Origin of the sequence: Aquibium microcysteis, assembly GCF_014495845.1 — a bacterium.
GTDB classification, from domain to species: domain Bacteria; phylum Pseudomonadota; class Alphaproteobacteria; order Rhizobiales; family Rhizobiaceae; genus Aquibium; species Aquibium microcysteis.
Window position 1 is genome coordinate 1,797,904 of the sequence record NZ_CP061080.1, and the last position, 17,056, is coordinate 1,814,959.

General features: G+C 67.5%; 20 protein-coding genes. 11 read left to right on the top strand and 9 right to left on the bottom strand.

Annotated elements, in window-relative coordinates:
- Positions 1-20 precede the first annotated feature (20 nt).
- Positions 21-341 carry a DUF1476 domain-containing protein gene (locus IAI54_RS08210; RefSeq protein WP_187971880.1) on the bottom strand — a complete coding sequence of 107 codons (321 nt, stop codon included), beginning with the start codon at positions 339-341 and terminating at the stop codon, positions 21-23.
- 255 nt (positions 342-596) lie between these two features.
- Here IAI54_RS08210 and purC point away from each other — a divergent pair, with 255 nt between their 5' ends.
- The 6 genes from purC (at position 597) to IAI54_RS08240 (ending at position 3,819) form a co-directional block, all read left to right on the top strand.
- Positions 597-1,394, top strand: coding sequence for a phosphoribosylaminoimidazolesuccinocarboxamide synthase (gene purC / locus IAI54_RS08215; protein ID WP_187971881.1), 798 nt, complete (start codon positions 597-599; stop codon positions 1,392-1,394).
- Positions 1,395-1,434: 40 nt separating this feature from the next.
- Positions 1,435-1,677 carry a phosphoribosylformylglycinamidine synthase subunit PurS gene (purS, locus tag IAI54_RS08220; RefSeq protein ID WP_187971882.1) on the top strand — a complete coding sequence of 81 codons (243 nt, stop codon included), beginning with the start codon at positions 1,435-1,437 and terminating at the stop codon, positions 1,675-1,677.
- Positions 1,678-1,693: 16 nt separating this feature from the next.
- Positions 1,694-1,945, top strand: a complete 252-nt coding sequence (locus tag IAI54_RS08225; RefSeq protein ID WP_187971883.1) for a hypothetical protein — start codon at positions 1,694-1,696, stop codon at positions 1,943-1,945.
- A 34-nt stretch (positions 1,946-1,979) separates the two neighbouring features.
- The gene (gene purQ / locus IAI54_RS08230) at positions 1,980-2,648 is read left to right on the top strand and encodes a phosphoribosylformylglycinamidine synthase subunit PurQ (RefSeq protein WP_187971884.1); all 669 of its coding nucleotides are present in this window, start codon (positions 1,980-1,982) and stop codon (positions 2,646-2,648) included.
- Positions 2,645-3,286, top strand: a complete 642-nt coding sequence (locus IAI54_RS08235; RefSeq protein ID WP_187971885.1) for a hypothetical protein — start codon at positions 2,645-2,647, stop codon at positions 3,284-3,286. Before purQ ends, IAI54_RS08235 begins: the two co-directional genes overlap by 4 nt.
- Positions 3,287-3,408: 122 nt before the next feature.
- Positions 3,409-3,819, top strand: a complete 411-nt coding sequence (locus IAI54_RS08240; protein WP_187971886.1) for a hypothetical protein — start codon at positions 3,409-3,411, stop codon at positions 3,817-3,819.
- A gap of 7 nt (positions 3,820-3,826) precedes the next feature.
- Here IAI54_RS08240 and IAI54_RS08245 read toward each other — a convergent pair whose 3' ends face one another.
- Both IAI54_RS08245 and IAI54_RS08250 read right to left on the bottom strand, forming a co-directional pair.
- Complete coding sequence (locus tag IAI54_RS08245) at positions 3,827-5,086, bottom strand: 3-phosphoshikimate 1-carboxyvinyltransferase (RefSeq protein WP_187971887.1); 1,260 nt, start codon at positions 5,084-5,086, stop codon at positions 3,827-3,829.
- A gap of 134 nt (positions 5,087-5,220) precedes the next feature.
- Positions 5,221-5,451 (bottom strand): DUF1127 domain-containing protein, encoded by a 231-nt coding sequence (locus IAI54_RS08250; RefSeq protein ID WP_235679296.1) that lies wholly within the window; start codon positions 5,449-5,451, stop codon positions 5,221-5,223.
- A gap of 92 nt (positions 5,452-5,543) precedes the next feature.
- On the opposite strand from IAI54_RS08250, the gene IAI54_RS08255 reads away from it, so the two are divergent.
- The 5 genes from IAI54_RS08255 (at position 5,544) to IAI54_RS08280 (ending at position 11,593) form a co-directional block, all read left to right on the top strand.
- Positions 5,544-6,953, top strand: coding sequence for an aminotransferase-like domain-containing protein (locus tag IAI54_RS08255; RefSeq protein ID WP_187973076.1), 1,410 nt, complete (start codon positions 5,544-5,546; stop codon positions 6,951-6,953).
- A 44-nt stretch (positions 6,954-6,997) separates the two neighbouring features.
- Positions 6,998-9,508 carry a phosphoribosylformylglycinamidine synthase subunit PurL gene (purL, locus tag IAI54_RS28945; RefSeq protein WP_420838269.1) on the top strand — a complete coding sequence of 837 codons (2,511 nt, stop codon included), beginning with the start codon at positions 6,998-7,000 and terminating at the stop codon, positions 9,506-9,508.
- The gene (locus IAI54_RS08270) at positions 9,508-9,741 is read left to right on the top strand and encodes a BolA/IbaG family iron-sulfur metabolism protein (RefSeq protein ID WP_187971889.1); all 234 of its coding nucleotides are present in this window, start codon (positions 9,508-9,510) and stop codon (positions 9,739-9,741) included. Before purL ends, IAI54_RS08270 begins: the two co-directional genes overlap by 1 nt.
- Positions 9,742-9,881: 140 nt before the next feature.
- Positions 9,882-10,217, top strand: a complete 336-nt coding sequence (gene grxD, locus IAI54_RS08275; protein ID WP_187971890.1) for a Grx4 family monothiol glutaredoxin — start codon at positions 9,882-9,884, stop codon at positions 10,215-10,217.
- A 128-nt stretch (positions 10,218-10,345) separates the two neighbouring features.
- Positions 10,346-11,593: a multidrug effflux MFS transporter gene (locus IAI54_RS08280; protein WP_187971891.1), complete on the top strand. Its 1,248-nt coding sequence runs from the start codon at positions 10,346-10,348 to the stop codon at positions 11,591-11,593.
- Positions 11,594-11,609: 16 nt separating this feature from the next.
- On the opposite strand, the gene IAI54_RS08285 is transcribed toward IAI54_RS08280, so the two are convergent.
- The 6 genes from IAI54_RS08285 to IAI54_RS08310 all read right to left on the bottom strand — a co-directional run bounded on the left by IAI54_RS08285 (position 11,610) and on the right by IAI54_RS08310 (position 17,049).
- Entirely contained in the window at positions 11,610-12,437 is an 828-nt protein-coding gene (locus IAI54_RS08285) for an inositol monophosphatase family protein (RefSeq protein WP_187971892.1), read from the bottom strand.
- Positions 12,427-13,302 (bottom strand): tRNA 2-thiocytidine(32) synthetase TtcA, encoded by an 876-nt coding sequence (gene ttcA, locus IAI54_RS08290; RefSeq protein ID WP_187971893.1) that lies wholly within the window; start codon positions 13,300-13,302, stop codon positions 12,427-12,429. Before ttcA ends, IAI54_RS08285 begins: the two co-directional genes overlap by 11 nt.
- A gap of 109 nt (positions 13,303-13,411) precedes the next feature.
- Positions 13,412-14,029, bottom strand: a complete 618-nt coding sequence (gene rpsD / locus IAI54_RS08295) for a 30S ribosomal protein S4 (RefSeq protein WP_187971894.1) — start codon at positions 14,027-14,029, stop codon at positions 13,412-13,414.
- A 266-nt stretch (positions 14,030-14,295) separates the two neighbouring features.
- Positions 14,296-15,081, bottom strand: coding sequence for an SH3 domain-containing protein (locus tag IAI54_RS08300; RefSeq protein WP_187971895.1), 786 nt, complete (start codon positions 15,079-15,081; stop codon positions 14,296-14,298).
- Between the two features lie 302 nt (positions 15,082-15,383).
- Positions 15,384-16,205, bottom strand: a complete 822-nt coding sequence (murI, locus tag IAI54_RS08305; protein WP_187971896.1) for a glutamate racemase — start codon at positions 16,203-16,205, stop codon at positions 15,384-15,386.
- Positions 16,198-17,049, bottom strand: coding sequence for an RNA methyltransferase (locus IAI54_RS08310; protein ID WP_187971897.1), 852 nt, complete (start codon positions 17,047-17,049; stop codon positions 16,198-16,200). The genes murI and IAI54_RS08310 overlap by 8 nt, the downstream gene beginning before the upstream one ends.
- Positions 17,050-17,056: the final 7 nt, after the last annotated feature.

Genomic DNA, 17,056 nt, shown 5'->3' on the forward strand with positions numbered 1-17,056 from the left:
GCCCGCCTCCCCATGCGACGTCAGGCCTTGCTCAGCTGTTCGGCGGCGACCACGAGGAGTTCGTCCATGGTGCGGCGAATCTGGTGGTCGGACTGCTCGACGCCGGCGGCATCGAAATCCTTGCGGACCTTGCGGAACACGTCGTTGTCGCCGGCTTCCTCGAAATCGGACGCGATGACCTCCCTGGCATAGGCATCGGCCGCGTCGCCCGTCTTGCCGAGCTTCTCTGCGGCCCACAGACCGAGCAGCTTGTTGCGCCGCGCCGTCGCCTTGAACTTCAGTTCCTCGTCATGCGCGAACTTGCTCTCGAACGCGTCCCTGCGGTCGTTCATGTTGGTCATGGCGTCGCCTCCGGAAAAGGATGATCCCGGTGGTTCAATATGGTGGCTCCGCAGTGAAATCAAAGGGAATCAGGGCCGCATCGAACGCGGTGCACAAACTGTCGCGCCGCGATCGGCGCAAAGCGCCGCGGGCGCGGCGATTGCACGTTGAGAAGATGGCGCAGTTGCGATACAGACCGCGGCAGAAACACCATACCCGGCCGCTGCCGTCGACACCGACCCGGTCCCCTCCGTTCGCAAGGACCTCCAAACCAGATGAACCGCCGCCGCCGCATATACGAAGGGAAGGCCAAGATCCTGTACGAGGGGCCGGAACCCGGCACGCTCGTGCAGTTCTTCAAGGACGACGCCACCGCCTTCAACAAGAAGAAGCACGAGGTGATCGATGGCAAGGGCGTCATCAACAACCGCATCTCGGAGCACATCTTCACGCACCTGAACCGGATCGGCATCCCGACTCACTTCATCCGCCGGCTCAACATGCGCGAGCAGCTGATCAAGGAAGTCGAGATCATCCCGCTCGAGGTGGTGGTGCGCAATATCGCCGCCGGATCCCTGGCCAAGCGGCTCGGTCTCGAGGAAGGCACCGTGCTGCCGCGCTCGATCATCGAATTCTACTACAAGGCGGACGCGCTGGACGACCCGATGGTGTCGGAAGAGCACATCACGGCCTTCGGCTGGGCCTCGCCGCAGGAAATCGACGACATCATGGCGCTCGCCATCCGCGTCAACGACTTCCTCTCCGGCCTCTTCCTCGGCGTCGGCATCCAGCTCGTCGACTTCAAGATGGAGTGCGGCCGCCTCTACGAAGGCGACATGATGCGCGTGGTCGTGGCCGACGAGATCTCGCCGGACTCCTGCCGGCTGTGGGATATCGCCACCAACGACAAGCTCGACAAGGACCGCTTCCGCCGCGACATGGGCGGGCTCGTCGAGGCCTACCAGGAGGTCGCGCGCCGGCTGGGGATCATGAACGAGAACGAGCCGCCGAAGCCGAGCGGTCCCGTCCTCGTCACCTCCGGCAACGGCAAGGGTCGCGGCCGGCCGCACTGACGGCCGCCGCACCGGTTTCATCGAACAGGAGTACCGCCTCGTGATCAGGGCGCGAATCACCGTGACGCTGAAGAACGGCGTCCTCGACCCGCAGGGCAAGGCGATCGAAGGCGCGCTCGGCGCCCTCGGCTTCGAAGGCGTCGGCTCCGTGCGCCAGGGCAAGGTCTTCGACGTCGAGATCCAGAGTTCCGATCGGGTAAAGGCGGAGGCAGACCTGAAGGCGATGTGTGAAAAGCTTCTGGCGAACACCGTCATCGAGAACTATAGTATCGCCATGACCTGAGGTTGCGGAGGGCCGGATGGCCGAAGCGACGAACGAGTTGATGTACGAGCTGCTGAAGCGGATGAACCATGGGTTCACCGAAATGCGCCGGGACTTCTCCGAGATCAAGACCGAACTCAACGTCGTTCGCGGACACCTCATCGGTATCCAGACCGACATCCACAACATCTACGGCATTCTCGCCCGCCACGACGAGCGGTTCGACCGCATCGAGCGCCGGCTCGATCTGCGCGAATTCGCCGAGCCGCAGCGGCCGATCCGGCCCTGACCACCCGCCGCACGCGTTCCAGGATCCTTCGCACATGAAATCCGCCGTCGTCCTGCTTCCCGGCCTCAACCGCGACCGCGACATGATCGCGGCGCTGACCAAGATTTCGGGGACGGCGCCGCGCACCGTCTGGCAGACCGAGACGGAGATCCCCGACGTCGACCTCATCGTCATCCCCGGCGGCTTCTCCTATGGCGACTACCTGCGCTGCGGTGCCATCGCGGCCCGGATGCCGGTGATGCGCGCGGTGGCCGAGAAGGCGCGCCAGGGGGTGAAGGTCCTCGGCGTCTGCAACGGTTTCCAGATCCTGCTCGAGGCCGGGCTGCTGCCGGGCGCGCTGATGCGCAACACGTCGCTGAAGTTCGTCTGCCGCGAGGTGAAGCTCGAGGTGGCGAATGCAGGGACCGCGTTCACCCGCAACTACCGGCAGGGCCAGATCATCCGCTGCCCCGTCGCCCATCACGACGGCAATTACTTCGCCGACGCCGAGACGCTGGCGCGCATCGAGGGCGAGGGCCAGGTCGCCTTCCGCTATGCCGAGGGCACGAACCCCAATGGATCGATCAACGACATCGCCGGCATCGTGTCGCGCGAAGGCAACGTGCTCGGACTGATGCCGCATCCGGAGAACCTCATCGAGGCCGCGCATGGGGGCGCCGACGGGCGGCCGATCTTCGAGAGCGTGCTGGGGATCGCCGCATGACACGAGCTGCCCTTGCACGCGCAGGCCGGGTCCTGGCGTTTGCACTGGCATTCTTCGCTGCGCTTCCCGCAGGCGCGCAGACGACGATCGCGCCGAAGGCGAAGGCCGATCCCGTCACCCACGTCTACTTCATCCGGGGCTTCCTGAACGTGTTCTCGACCGGTCTCGACGACATGTCCGCCCAGCTGGCGAAGGCAGGCGTCAAGTCGGTCGTCCACGGACATTTGTCGGGCAGCGCGGTGCGGGCGCAGCTTCTGGCCGATGCCAACAAAGCGGGCAAGCGTCCGAACCCGGTCGTGATCGTCGGGCACTCCTTCGGCGCCAATGCCGCCTTGTCGGTGTCGTCGCTGCTCGCGGCCGACGGCATTCCGGTCGACCTGGTCATCACGATCGACCCGACCGTGAACGGGCCGCTGACGGCCAACGTCCGCCGCTACGTGAACTATCATTTCGCCGGGAACAATCTCGGGGTCGCGCTGACCTCGCCGAAGCTCGGCACGCGCATCACCAACATCGACATGTCGAAGCGCAAGGACATCGCCGGAGCCGGCGACGACCACTGGACCGTCACCGCCAACAAGGCGCTGCAGAAGGAAATCCTGGCGGCGATCCGCCGGCAGGTCGGCCGCCGCCAGTAGGGTTTCGCCCGGTGGCCGACGGTCTCCGCCGGGACAGGTCCGCGCAACCTCCGCCCGGTAGTGACATTCTCATCTTCGGGGGCCGGCCGGTCTCCGCATCAGCCAATGGATGGAAGCGAACCATGTCTCCCGCATCGCCTTCGCGCCGCAAGCCGGTCGTGCCCCGCCTCGCGGCGGTCGTCGCCGCCGGCCTGTCGGCGGCAGCCTGCACCGCGACCGAAAAGCCGGTTCCGACCAGCGGCGGCCCGGTTCTGGTCTCGACCCTGCAGCGAATCAACACCCAGGCGCATCGGTGCTGGCTGCCCGACGCGGCCTTCAAGGCCTACGGCATCGTTCCGGAACTCAACACCACGGGGACGCCGAGGCTCCTCGTCATTCCGCGCGGGAAGCCGCAGTCCCTGCCGCAGCTGGTCGTGACGGCGGTGGGTGCGACCCCTCAGATCTATGGCCCGCTCGCCGCCTCGCCGCTCGCGCCGCGCATCGAGAACGACGTCTCGCGTTGGGCCGCGGGCGCCACGAGCTGTACGGCCTGAGCGGGCCTCAGCTGCGATCGAGAGAGACGCCGAGCGAGGACAGCGCGTCCCAGTAGCCGGGGTAGGTCTTGGCCACGCAGTCCGGATCGAGGATCGTGATCCCGTCGATCCTGAGCCCGGCGAGCGCGAAGCTCATCGCGATGCGATGATCGGCGAAGGTGTCGATGGCCGCCGGCAGGCGCTGACCGGCCAGCGTCGGGTCGGCGGCGACGAGGAGATCGTCGCCGAGTTCCGTGGCGAGGCCGGACCGGATCGCGTTCAGCCCGGTGGAGAGCGCGCGGATGCGGTCGCATTCCTTGACGCGCAGGTTTGCGATCCCGACGAACCGCACGGGCGTCTCGTTGAAGGCCGCGAGCACGGCGAGCGTCGGCACGGCGTCCTGCATCTGCGATCCGTCGATGACCGCCGGCATCCGCGGAAAGGACGAGATGACGGCGTGCGCCATGGCGTCGGGCTGCGTGAAGGACGCGGCGGGCGTTCCGATGTCGATCGCTCCGCCCGTCAGCTCCTCGGCACCCCAGAGATAGGTCGCGGCCGAGGCGTCCGGCTCGATGTGGAAGTCGGTCGCGACGTAGCCCGTCGGCTCGACACGCCAGACGGACGACGACGGCTGACCGATCCGGCCCCCGAAGGCGCGCATGGCGGCGAGCGTCAGGTCGACATAGCCGCGCGCGCCGATCTCGGCACCTGCGAGTTCGATCTCGAAGGGCTCCCGGCCGCAGGCGCCGGCCATCAGGAGCGCCGAGACATACTGGCTCGACAGCCCTGCGTCGATGATCACGCGGCTGGTGGAGAAACGGCCCGTGGCGTCGATCGTCACCGGCGGGCAGCCGGTCGGCGCCTCCACGGCGACGCCGAGGCGACGCAGCGCCTCCACGAGCGGCTGGATCGGCCGCTTGCGCATGTGCTGGTCGCCGTCGATCACGTAGCGGCCCTGCCCCAGCGCCACCGCAGCGGTGAGGAAGCGCGTCGCCGTGCCGGCATTGCCCAGGAAGAGCGGCCCGGCCGGCGGATGGAGAACGCCGTCCGACGTCACCTCGAAGCTCGTCTCGTCGGGCTCGTCGACGGTGACGCCCATCCCCCTGAGCGCGTCGGCCATGTAGCGGGTGTCGTCGCTCTTCAGCGCCCCGGTCAGGCGGCTGACGCCGCGCGCGAGGCCGGCCAGGAGAAGGGCACGGTTGGTGATCGACTTCGATCCCGGCGGCGCCACGCGTCCGCGCAAGGGGCCGGCAACCGGGTGGATGGTCAGTCTGTCCGTGGTCGACATGCGGTCCTGCCGGGGCGCTGCCCCCTTGCCGTTTCGAGCATCGTGCCCGGGTGCGGTACCGCACGGCACGTCACCTTGGCAAGCAGGCGGGCGCCGCGGCGAGGAGGAGAGACGACGCCGGATCGGACGACGCGTCAGTTCCAGAAGGGACGCGCCGCTTCCCGGCGGGCTTCCCCCCGCGACACGCCGATGTCGCGCAGCTGATCGTCGGTGAGCTCCGTGAGGTCCCGCCTCTGGCGCCGACGCTCCGCGGACAGTCGCAGCCAGCGCACCAGCCAGGTACAAGCGGCAAGAAAGGAGATGCGGACCGGCTGGCGGCGCGCCCCCGGCCGCGCCCGCCCGGCAAATGTATCGATTGTACCCATCACTAGCAATCCCATCCGTCTGGTGTGTGCCATCGCCTGTAAGGACGGTATGCATTGACATGCAGACGGTGACAATCTAACGAATTGTCATGATGACAAATTGGATGCCTACCCTCTCGGACGGCGAAGGACCCATCTACGTGCGGCTCGCCGACCGGATCGAGGCCGACATTGCCGCCGGAGCGCTCGCGCCCGGCGCCAAATTGCCACCGCAGCGCAATCTCGCCTTCGACCTCGGCGTGACCATCGGGACGGTCGGTCGCGCCTATGCCCTGGTGCGCGAGCGGGGGCTGGTGTCGGGCGAGGTCGGGCGCGGCACCTTCGTGCTCGGAAGCAGCGACGAGCCGGCCCGGCAGCCGCAGCCGGAAGTCTTCGGCGGCACGCGCTTCCCCCTGACCTCCGGCAAGCTGCGAATGGACTCGACCGCGGCTCCGGACGTCGGACAGACGCGCCTGATCTCCGAACTCGTCACCCGGATCGCTCGCGACCACGCGGCCGACATGCTCGACTACGTCCGTCAGCCCCTGCCCGCCTGGCTCGATGCCGGGCGCGTGTGGCTCTCGCGCACCGGCTGGCAGCCGTCGCCCGAATCGATCGTGCCGACCGCAGGCGCTCATGCCGCCATCATGGCCGTGATCGCGGCGATGACGGTTCCGGGCGACCGGATCGTGTTCGAGGCCCTCACCTATTCCTCGATCGCCCGCAGCGCCGCGCTGATCGGGCGCCGCCCCGTCATGGTCGAGATCGACGCCGACGGCATGATCCCGGAGGATTTCGACCACGTCTGCGCCCAGCAGCACCCCAAGCTCACCTTCCTGATGCCCAGTCTTCACAACCCGACGCTCGCGACCCTGCCGGACAGGCGGCTGAACGAGATCGTCGCCATCGCGCGGCGCCACAATGTCTGGCTCATCGAGGACATGGTCTTTGGCAATCTCGTCGACGACGCCTCCGGGCTGCTGGTGTCGCTGGCACCCGAGCGCACCTTCCATGTCGGGAGCCTGTCAAAGAGCGTCGCGGCGGGACTGCGCACCGGCTGGGTCGCCTGCCCGCCGCACACCGCCCAGCGCGTGCATACCGCGAGCCGGATGGTCGCAGGCAGCCTGCCGACGTTCCTGATGTCGGAAACGGCGGCACGCCTCGTCCTGTCGGGAGAGGCCGAAGCGATCCGCCGGAGCGTGCGGGCCGAAACCGCGGCGCGCGAGGCGATGGCCAGGACGATCCTCGCCGGAAGCGAGTTCTCGTCGCGGCCCGACATCCCGTTCCTTTGGATGAAACTCCCGGAACCCTGGCTGTCGGGCCTGTTCCGCCGCGCGGTGGCCGACGAGGGCGTCCTCGTCGACGAGGAGGACGAGTACAAGCCGGTCCGGACCGAGCGCAACCATCACCGCATCCGCGTCGGCTTTTCCTCCGCCGGATCGCGCGACGATGTGTTGCGCGGCTTCGACACCATCCGCCGCGTGCTGGAAGGCGGCATCGCGGGCCACGACAGCTTCGGCTGACGGGCGTCGGCCTGCGCGTGGGCAGACGGGCGCCGGCAGAGCCGATGCCGCCATGGCTCCATGTCGGGCAGCGGAGCCGATTTTCCGACGCGCCCCCCGTGTCATCCTCCGCCCGCTTGCGCTATGGAGCGCTCAGACCGCGCCACCGCACGACAGGGCCCGCCATGACCATTCCCAACACCGTCCCGATCACGCCCGAACTCGTGGCCGCGCACGGGCTGAAGCCGGACGAGTACCGGCGCATCCTCGACCTGATCGGGCGCGAGCCGTCCTTCACCGAACTTGGGATCTTCTCGGCCATGTGGAACGAGCACTGCTCGTACAAGTCTTCCAAGAAATGGCTGCGCACCCTGCCGACGACGGGTCCGCAGGTCATCCAGGGACCGGGCGAGAATGCGGGCGTCGTCGACATCGGCGACGGCGACTGCGTCATCTTCAAGATGGAGAGCCACAACCATCCCTCCTACATCGAGCCCTACCAGGGGGCAGCGACCGGCGTCGGCGGCATCCTGCGCGACGTCTTCACCATGGGCGCGCGGCCGATCGCGGCGATGAACGCGCTGCGTTTCGGCGAGCCCGGACACCCCAAGACACGCCATCTCGTGGCGGGAGTCATCTCGGGCGTCGGCGGCTACGGCAATTCCTTCGGCGTGCCGACGGTCGGCGGCGAGGTGCAGTTCGACGCGGCCTACAACGGCAACATCCTCGTCAATGCCTTTGCCGCGGGTATCGCCAGGACGGACGGCATCTTCCTGTCGCAGGCCAAGGGCGTCGGGCTTCCGGTCGTCTATCTCGGCGCCAAGACCGGCCGCGACGGCGTCGGCGGCGCGACGATGGCGTCAGCCGAGTTCGACGACCAGATCGAGGAGAAGCGTCCGACCGTGCAGGTGGGCGACCCCTTCACCGAGAAATGCCTGCTCGAAGCCTGTCTGGAACTGATGGCCTCGGGCGCCGTCATCGCCATCCAGGACATGGGTGCGGCAGGGCTGACCTGCTCCGCCGTCGAGATGGGCGCCAAGGGCGATCTCGGCATCCGCCTCGACCTCGACAGGGTGCCCGTGCGCGAGGAGCGCATGTCTGCCTACGAGATGATGCTGTCGGAGAGCCAGGAGCGCATGCTCATGGTGCTGAAGCCCGAACTGCGCGACACGGCGGAAGCGATCTTCCGCAAGTGGGGCCTCGACTTCGCGATCGTCGGCGAGACCACGGACGATCTCCGCTTCCGCGTCTTCCACCAGGGCGAGGAGGTCGCGAACCTGCCGATCAAGGATCTCGGCGACCAGGCGCCCGAATACGACCGGCCCTGGGTGGTGCCTCCCCTGCCCGCGGCGCTGCCGCAGGGCGAACCGGCGGCGGATGCGAGCGACGAGATGCTCGACCTCGTCTCGCGCGTGCTGGATGGCGACGCGGACGCCGGAGAGCGAATGGCGGCGCTGACCGAAAGCAGCCGCCGCATCACCCGCCCCTGGGTCGGCGACCGCGCTCCGGCTCCCGGATTCGCGGGCGATCCCTTCGATCCCGCCGACGCGCTGCTGGCGCTTCTCGGCTCGCCGGACCTCTCCTCCCGCCGCTGGGTGTGGGAGCAGTACGACACGCTGATCCAGGGCAATTCGCTGCAGCGGCCGGGCGGCGACGCCGGCGTCGTGCGCATCGACACGCATCCGTCCAAGGCGCTCGCCTTCTCGTCCGACGTCAACCCGCGCTACTGCCAGGCCGACCCGTTCGAGGGCGGCAAGCAGGCGGTGGCGGAATGCTGGCGCAACCTCACCGCCACCGGCGCCCTGCCGCTGGCGGCGACCGACAATTTGAACTTCGGCAATCCCGAGCGTCCGGAGATCATGGGCCAGCTCGTCCAGGCGATCAAAGGCATCGGCGAGGCCTGCCGCGCGCTCGACTTCCCGATCGTGTCCGGCAACGTCTCGCTCTACAACGAGACCAGCGGCAAGGCGATCCTGCCCACGCCCACCATCGCCGGCGTCGGCCTGATCGACGACTGGACGACGATGGCGACCGTCGGCTTCAAGACGCCCGGCCGGGCCGTGCTGCTCGTCGGCTCGCGCAAGGACTTCGCCAACGGCCATCTCGGCCAGTCGGCCTATCTGCGGACCGTCTTCGCGAGCGCGGAGGGGACGCCGCCGCCGGTCGACCTGGCCGCCGAGCGGCGCGTCGGCGATTTCGTGCGCTCGCTGATCCGGCGCGGGACGGCGAACGCCGTGCACGACGTTTCGGACGGCGGCGTCGCCGTCGCCTTCGCCGAAATGGCGATGGCGGGCGGCATCGGCGGCACGCTGCCCGGTCCGGCCGAGGTGGACGCGATTCCCTTCTTCTTCGGCGAGGACCAGGGACGCTATCTGGTCGAGATCGACCTCGATCCGCAGGGCGAGGAGATGGTCGACCTGTGGAACGAAGCGAAGTCGCTCGGTATATTCGCGCCCTGGGTGGGCACCACCGGCGGCGATTCCCTGATGCTCGGCGACGGCCGGGCCGTTCCGCTCGCCGATCTTGCCGCCGCCCACGAAGGCTGGTTCCCGAAATTCATGGATGGAGCACACTGATGCCAATGGACGCCCGCGACATCGAGACGCTCATCAAGGAATCGATCCCCGACGCCCGGGTGACGATCCGCGATCTTGCCGGCGACGGCGACCATTATGCGGCCGAGGTCGTGGCGGAGAGCTTCCGCGGCAAGTCGCGCGTGCAGCAGCACCAGATGGTCTACAACGCGCTGAAGGGCAACATGGGCGGGGTGCTGCATGCGTTGGCCCTGCAGACGAGCGTACCGGACTGACCGGTCCGGATCGGCGCTCCTTGCCGATGCGGGGGCGACGCCCGCGCCTCGACAAGCACCGGACGATCTTCTATCTAAGGCTTAGCCAATACACGCATTTCATCTCCGGCCTTGAACCGGACGAAGAAGGAAGGACAGCCATGAGCGCCATCACCGATTTCATTGCCAGCGAAGTCAAGGGCAACGACGTGGTCCTCTTCATGAAGGGGACGCCCGGCTTCCCGCAGTGCGGATTTTCCGGCCAGGTCGTGCAGATTCTCGACTATGTCGGCGTCGACTACAAGGGGATCAACGTGCTGACGTCCGATGAGCTGCGCCAGGGGATCAAGGAATTCTCGCAGTGGCCGACGATCCCGCAGCTCTACGTCAAGGGCGAGTTCGTCGGCGGATGCGACATCGTCCGCGAGATGTTCCAGGCCGGCGAGTTGCAGGCTTTCCTCGACGAGAAGGGCGTGAGCGTCAAGGGCGCCGCCTGAGACACCTGCCCGGCACCGCCGCGATCTGAAAAGACGGGATCCCGGGACCATTACCCGGGACCGATGCCGGAAATGCGCCGTCCGCGGCGCGTTTCCTTTTTGTTTGTGTGTAGATCGGACGCATTGCCATGGACCCGACGGTCGCCCCCTCCCCGCGCAAGCCGCCTTTGCTGACGATCCCCCGCTGGGAGTTCATCGCCATCGCGGCGGGCCTCATGGCCCTGAACGCCCTGGCGATCGACATCATGCTGGTCGCGCTGCAGCAGATCGGCATGAGCCTCGCCGTCGAGGACGAGAATTCCAGACAGCTGGTCGTGACCGCCTATGTCATCGGCTTCGGGCTTGCGCAGCTCGTGTTCGGCCCCGTTTCGGACCGCTTCGGCCGGCGCATTCCTCTGCTGGTCGGGCTCGGCATCTACGTCGTCGCGGGCTTCGCCTGCGCCTTCGCACCGTCCTTCACGATCCTGCTGGTCCTGCGCTTCATCCAGGGTCTCGGCGCGGCTTCCACGCGCGTCATCTCCGTCTCGCTGGTGCGCGACGTCTACGGCGGCCGGGCCATGGCCGAAGTGATGTCGCTGGTGTTCATGGTGTTCATGGTCATTCCGGTCGTCGCGCCCGGCATCGGCCAGTTCATCATGCTGTTTTCGGAATGGCCGACCATCTTCATCTTCATCGGCGTGATGTCCCTCGCCTTCACGGTCTGGACGGCGCTGCGGCTTCCCGAAACGCTGCCGCCGAGCCAGCGCCGGCCCTTCACCGCCGCCGTCATCCTGGATGCTTTCCGTATCGTCCTCACCGAACGCGTAGCGATCTGCTACACGATCGCCATGACGGCCATCATCGGCGCGCTGTTCGGCTTCATCAATTCGGCGCAGCAGGTCTATGTCGGCATCTACGGCGTCGGCGAGATGTTCCCGTTCTACTTCGCGTTGGTGGCCGGCCTCATGGCCGTGTCGTCCTTCCTCAACGCACAGATGGTCGGGCGCTTCGGCATGCGGAGGCTGGCCCACGGCGCCCTCCTCGGCTTCCTTGCGGTCACGGCCGTCTCCTTCGTCCTGGCGCTGGCCGGTCCCATCCCGTTCTGGCTCTTCCTGACGCTGTTCGCGGTCGCGATGGTTCAGTTCGCCTGGATCGGCTCGAATTTCAACGCGCTCGCCATGGAGCCGCTCGGCCATGTCGCGGGGACGGCTTCCTCGGTGCAGGGCTTCCTGCAGACGGTAGGCGGCGGCGTGGTCGGCGCGCTGATCGGACAGGCCTATGACGGCACCGTGGCGCCGCTGGCAGGCGGCTACTTCGTGGCGGCCGCGATCGCGCTCGTCATGACGCTGATCGCGGAGAAGGGGCGGCTCTTCCGGTCGCAGAACCCGCGGGTCTGAACCGCGCGCCGGCCGGTCAGTCGGCCCACAATTCGCGACGCAGCTCCGACCAGCTCTCCCGGTCGGGCGCCACGAGCAGTCCGCCGTCGAGATGCTCGGGCCGGTAGGCGCTGCCGTCGAGCCGCGCGACATGGCCGCCCGCCTCGGTCTGGATCAGCGTGCCGGCCAGGTGATCCCACGGCATCAGCTTGTTGTAGACGACGAAATGCGCGTGGCCGCTTGCGATGAGGCGATACTCGTGCGCCGAGCAGCGGTAGGCGATCTGCGAGAGCGCCTTGGCCTGGTTGCGCGCGAGCCGCGCCCGGTCGGGTTCGGCGAAATACTGCCACGACGCGCTGCCGGTCATCTCCGCCAGCGGCACGGCGGGCGCCACCCGCACGGCCGTCTCCCGGCCGCCCTCGTGGCGAAGCCGGCTGCCCCCGCCCCTCACGCCGATCATGCAGTCGCGCCCGAGCGGATCATGGATCAGCCCGGCAACCGTCTCGCCTCTCGCCACCACCGCCAGGATGACGCCGAAGAGCGGCACGCCGGAGGCAAAGTTGTAGGTGCCGTCCACGGGATCGAGCACGAAGGCGAGATCGGCCTTCGCCAGGCCGTCCAGCAGGCGGGGATCCTCCGCGCAGGCTTCCTCGCCGATCACCAGGGCGCCCGGATATCGCGAGGTCAGACGCGCCGTGAGGAAGCGTTCGGCCTCGACGTCGGCATCGGTGACGAGGTCGATCGCGCTCGACTTGCGCCGCACGTCGCCGGAACCGAGCCGCCTGAACCGCGGCATGATCTCGCGCCGCGCCGCCTCGTCGAGCAGGTCCGCCAGCCAGTCGACGTCGCTCTCGTCAAAACGCAACGTCCAGCTCCCCGTGGCCGCGCCTGGCGTCGAGACCGGCGAAATCGAACAGCTTGGTATCCAGGAGATGGCTCGGCCGCACGTTGGCCAGCGCCCGGATCATCGTGTCCTTGCGCCCGGGCATCCTGCTCTCGATGCCGTCGAGCATCGCCTTCATGGCGTTGCGCTGCAGTCCGTCCTGGCTGCCGCACAGGTCGCAGGGGATGATGGGGAAGCACATCGCCTCGGCGAACCGGGCGAGATCGCTCTCGTCGCAATAGGCGAGCGGCCGCAGCACCATCACGTCACCCTCGTCGTTGAGCAGCTTCGGCGGCATGGCGGCCAGCCGCCCGCCGTGGAAGAGATTCATGAAGAAGGTCTCGAGAATGTCGTCGCGGTGGTGACCGAGCACCAGCGCCGCGCAGCCCTCCTCGCGCGCGATCCGGTAGAGATGTCCGCGCCGCAGCCGCGAGCACAGGGAGCAGTAGGTCTTCCCCTTCGCGATCTTGTCGGTGACCACCGAATAGGTGTCCTGGTATTCGATGCGATGCGGCACGCCGAGCGACGCGAGATAGTCAGGCAGCACGTGCTTGGGAAAGTTGGGCTGGCCCTGGTCGAGATTGCAGGCGAGCAGCTCGACGGGCAGCAGGCCGCGCCATTTCAGGTCGAGCAGCAGGGCCAGCAGGCCGTAGGAATCCTTGCCGCCCGAGAGCGCCACCAGCCAGCGCTCGCCCGGCCGGACCATGGCGCAATCCTCCATCGCCTGACGCGCATTGCGCAGGAGGCGCTTGCGCAGCCGGTTGAACTCGACCGTCGACGGCACCGCCCTGAAGAGCGGGTGGCATTCGTCCTCCTCCACGGAGATGGCGGGCGACTGGATGTTCATGGCGGATGACGGACCGATGCGGCGCAGTTCGCACGAAGCTTTAGGCGAGGTCTTCGCCAAAGAAAAGGCCGCCTCGGGGGCGGCCTCTCGGATGGCGGGCTGAAACCGGTCAGCGCGAGTAGAACTCGACCACCAGGTTCGGTTCCATCTGCACCGCGTAGGGCACGTCGCCGAGGCCGGGCACGCGCGCATACTTGGCCGTCATCTTCGAATGATCGGCTTCGATGTAATCCGGAACGTCACGCTCGACGAGCTGCACGGACTCGAGCACGATGACGAGCTGCTTGGACTTCTCGCGAACCTCGATCACGTCGCCCGCGCGGCAGCGGTAGGAGCCGATGTTGACGCGGCGGCCGTTCACGTTGACGTGGCCATGGTTGATGAACTGGCGCGCCGCGAAGATCGTCGGCACGAACTTGGCGCGGTACACCACCGCGTCGAGACGCGACTCGAGCAGGCCGATCAGGTTCTCGGAGGTGTCGCCGCGCATGCGGTTGGCTTCCTCGTAGACCTTGCGGAACTGCTTTTCGGAAATGTCGCCGTAATGGCCCTTGAGCTTCTGCTTGGCGCGCAGCTGCAGACCGAAGTCCGACATCTTGCCCTTGCGGCGCTGACCATGCTGGCCGGGGCCGTATTCACGCTTGTTGACCGGCGACTTCGGCCGGCCCCAGATGTTTTCGCCGAGACGGCGGTCGATCTTGTACTTTGCGGATTCGCGCTTGCTCATCGCATTCCCTTTCGAATGAAACAGTCCGGAACGTCGCCGTGCCGGACGAAGGAAACGCGCCCTCCTCTGGCTCCCGTTTTCGGAGCCTGACAGGATCACCACGCGGCGAAGCGGGCGATCCACGGGACACGTCAATGAAGACACCGGCCCTTTCGGACCGGTGCTGGCGGGTCTTTAGGCGGATTGCAGTATGGTGTCAATGCCGCGCCGCGAACGGAACGGCCGGGCGCGGAGCCGGGAAGCGGCCGGCAACCGCGCCGGATCGGTCAGGACCGGTTGCTCACGAAGCTCTTGTAGATGTATCCGGTGCGGCCTTCGTAGCCGACCTTGCACCAGAGATCGCAGTCGTAGACATCGACCTTGGCGCGGCGCGGAATCACCATCATCACGCCGTGCTTGCTGCCCGGCCCCTTGCGCATGTTGACCGGGGCGTTCACCGACGCCGTCCGCGCCGCGTCATCGGGCTGCTCGGGCAATTCGGCCGGCAGCACGATCTGCATCGGGCGGCGCGGTTCCTCGGCCGGAGCGAAATCCGAACGTTCCACCCCACCCGCATAGGCGAGAAGGCCGGAAGCGTTTTCGTCGACCGGCGCGGCCTTCTCGACGATCAGCTTGCGCATCGCTTCGAGCGCCGGAGACCCGTGCCGGGCTTCGGTTCGCGCCCAGCGGGGGTCGTCCTTGCGGGGGATGTCGACCACTTTCGCGGCCTTTGCGACCGCAACGGGAGCGGGGTCGGCCTTCGCCGCCGGTTCCGCCACTCCGGATGCCTCTGTCGCCATGGCCTCCGACCTGTCGGGCGCCACCGCGCCGGCCGCGTCGGCTCCGGCCTCCTTCTCGACCGCGACGCTTCGCACCGGCGTCGTGACTTCCGGAGCGGCCGCCGCCACGGGTGCCGTAGCGATATCGCCGCGCGGCATCATGAAGAAGAGGCTTCCGCCGAGGATGGTGACCGTCGCCACCACCGCGGCAAGGGCAGGCTTCGATGGCCCGACGCTCCTTCCGGGGCGGTGCTGCGGCAGGAAGATCGCAACAGGTTTTTCCTGTTCCGTCATGAATAGCTGGCGACCGCTGTCGCCTCGTTCGTCCGTTTGACCAGTCACGTGCCCTCTCCAGGCAAGCTTGTCGACACTCCGATCCGCAGCGCCCCAGCCAGCGTCGTCAGGTTGATGTCCGGCCCCCGCCGGACGGCATGACGAAACACCGCCATGCCGAGCCCCTTGTCTGGGAGCCGAATGTGGCGATGATTTGTTAACGTGGCGCCGCGACCGCCGCCACATCGTCTTTCGGAAGTTACAGCCAACACTTATTGTGTCGACCTGTGACGTGTCGTGAAAAGAAGAGCCAGACCAGTCGGTTATGCGGAAGCTGTTCGCCTGGTCGCAAGGCCGAAGCCTTGCATGAGACGCCGCGATGCATTGTCGGGTGCGCCGGACGTGAAGACGGCGACATCGACATCCTGCGGCTCGTCCTGTCCGGACGATTCGGCCGCAGCATCGTCGCGGGGGAGCAGCGACAGCGCCCGACGGGCGATGGCTTCGGCGGGATCCAGCCAGTCCACCGGCCAGGGTGCCGTCTTGCGCATCCGGTTCACGAGGAATGGATAGTGGGTGCAGGCGAGCACGACGATGTCGGTGCGCCGGCCGTCCTGTTCGACGAAGCAGGGTTCGATCTCGGCCCGGACCGCGTCCTCGTCCACGAAGCCCTCGCGCATGTAAGTCTCCGCCAGCGAGGCGAGCCGGTCGCTGCCGACCAGGCGGACATGGCACTTCGTCGCCCATTCGCGGATCAGATCGCGGGTGTACTGTCGCTTGACCGTGCCCGGCGTTGCCAGCACCGAAACGAGACCGCTGACGGTGCGCTCGGCCGCCGGCTTGATCGCCGGCACCGTGCCGACGAAGGGCCAGTCCGGATAGGCCGCGCGCAGGTCGGGCAGCACCAGCGTGGAAGCCGTGTTGCAGGCGATCACGACGATTACCGGATCGTGCTCCGCGAGCAGCCGTCCGAACAGGTCGACGATCCGATCCCGAAGCGCGCGCTCTTCCCAGGCGCCATAGGGAAATCCGGCATCGTCGGCGACGTAGACGAAGCGCCGGTCGGGCATCAGAACGCGCGCCTCGCGCAGAACGGTGAGCCCGCCGATGCCCGAATCGAAGACCAGCACCGGACGTTCATGCATCGGGGTCGTCCGGCAGGGCGTTGCGATCGGCCTGCGCCTTGCGCTCCGGGTAGCCGGCGCCGCGCGGCTGCTTCGGCGAGAAGTAGTCCAGCGAGGACACGACCCCGCGCAGGACCTTGATCTCGGCCTCGGCGAAAGCGGGGCGGGTGAAGACGGCACGCAGGTTGTCGAGCATCTTCGCCTTCTTTTCCGGCGGCCGGAAGTAGCCGCGTTCGTCGAGCGCCCGCTCGAGGTGGCCGATGAAGGAGTGGAGATGCTCCTTGGAAGCCGGCTGCATCTCCGGTCCGCGGAAGTTGGTGTCCGTCTCGCGCTCCAGCCCGGCCTTCATCCACTCGTAGGACATCAGCAGGACGGCCTGCGCGATGTTCAGCGACGAGAAGGCAGGATCGACCGGGAAGGTCACGATGACGTCCGCGAGCGCCACCTCTTCGTTCGACAGGCCGAATTTCTCGCGGCCGAAGAGGATGCCCGTCTGTTGTCCGAGCCGCTCGCGTCCGCGAAGCTCGCGTCCGGCCTCCACCGGTCCGTGCACCGGCTTGAACCCGTCGCGCGGCCGCGCCGTGGTCGCGTAGAGGAAGGACAGGTCGCCGATCGCGTGTTCGAGCTTGTCGAACACCTGCGTGGCGCGGATGACGTGATCGGCGCGGCTCGCCGTGGCGATGGCCTTCTCGTTCGGCCAGCCGTCGCGCGGGTTGACCAGCCGCAGGTTGGTCAGCCCGAAATTGGCCATGGCGCGCGCGACCATGCCGATGTTCTCGCCGAGCTGCGGCTCGACGAGAATGATGGCGGGGGACGGGGAGGCGTCGCCTCCCGGCTCGGACGGGGTCGTTGCATGGTCGCTCATGGGAACG

Excerpts from the sequence above, each read along its gene's own strand:
- IAI54_RS08210 (WP_187971880.1), bottom strand. The coding sequence starts at position 341 with ATGACCAACATGAACGACCGCAGGGACGCGTTCGAGAGCAAGTTCGCG.
- purC (WP_187971881.1), top strand. The coding sequence starts at position 597 with ATGAACCGCCGCCGCCGCATATACGAAGGGAAGGCCAAGATCCTGTAC.
- IAI54_RS08225 (WP_187971883.1), top strand. The coding sequence starts at position 1,694 with ATGGCCGAAGCGACGAACGAGTTGATGTACGAGCTGCTGAAGCGGATG.
- purQ (WP_187971884.1), top strand. The coding sequence starts at position 1,980 with ATGAAATCCGCCGTCGTCCTGCTTCCCGGCCTCAACCGCGACCGCGAC.
- IAI54_RS08235 (WP_187971885.1), top strand. The coding sequence starts at position 2,645 with ATGACACGAGCTGCCCTTGCACGCGCAGGCCGGGTCCTGGCGTTTGCA.
- IAI54_RS08240 (WP_187971886.1), top strand. The coding sequence starts at position 3,409 with ATGTCTCCCGCATCGCCTTCGCGCCGCAAGCCGGTCGTGCCCCGCCTC.
- IAI54_RS08245 (WP_187971887.1), bottom strand. The coding sequence starts at position 5,086 with ATGTCGACCACGGACAGACTGACCATCCACCCGGTTGCCGGCCCCTTG.
- IAI54_RS08250 (WP_235679296.1), bottom strand. The coding sequence starts at position 5,451 with ATGGGTACAATCGATACATTTGCCGGGCGGGCGCGGCCGGGGGCGCGC.
- IAI54_RS08255 (WP_187973076.1), top strand. The coding sequence starts at position 5,544 with ATGACAAATTGGATGCCTACCCTCTCGGACGGCGAAGGACCCATCTAC.
- purL (WP_420838269.1), top strand. The coding sequence starts at position 6,998 with ATGCCGCCATGGCTCCATGTCGGGCAGCGGAGCCGATTTTCCGACGCG.
- IAI54_RS08270 (WP_187971889.1), top strand. The coding sequence starts at position 9,508 with ATGCCAATGGACGCCCGCGACATCGAGACGCTCATCAAGGAATCGATC.
- grxD (WP_187971890.1), top strand. The coding sequence starts at position 9,882 with ATGAGCGCCATCACCGATTTCATTGCCAGCGAAGTCAAGGGCAACGAC.
- IAI54_RS08280 (WP_187971891.1), top strand. The coding sequence starts at position 10,346 with ATGGACCCGACGGTCGCCCCCTCCCCGCGCAAGCCGCCTTTGCTGACG.
- ttcA (WP_187971893.1), bottom strand. The coding sequence starts at position 13,302 with ATGAACATCCAGTCGCCCGCCATCTCCGTGGAGGAGGACGAATGCCAC.
- rpsD (WP_187971894.1), bottom strand. The coding sequence starts at position 14,029 with ATGAGCAAGCGCGAATCCGCAAAGTACAAGATCGACCGCCGTCTCGGC.
- IAI54_RS08300 (WP_187971895.1), bottom strand. The coding sequence starts at position 15,081 with ATGACGGAACAGGAAAAACCTGTTGCGATCTTCCTGCCGCAGCACCGC.
- murI (WP_187971896.1), bottom strand. The coding sequence starts at position 16,205 with ATGCATGAACGTCCGGTGCTGGTCTTCGATTCGGGCATCGGCGGGCTC.
- IAI54_RS08310 (WP_187971897.1), bottom strand. The coding sequence starts at position 17,049 with ATGAGCGACCATGCAACGACCCCGTCCGAGCCGGGAGGCGACGCCTCC.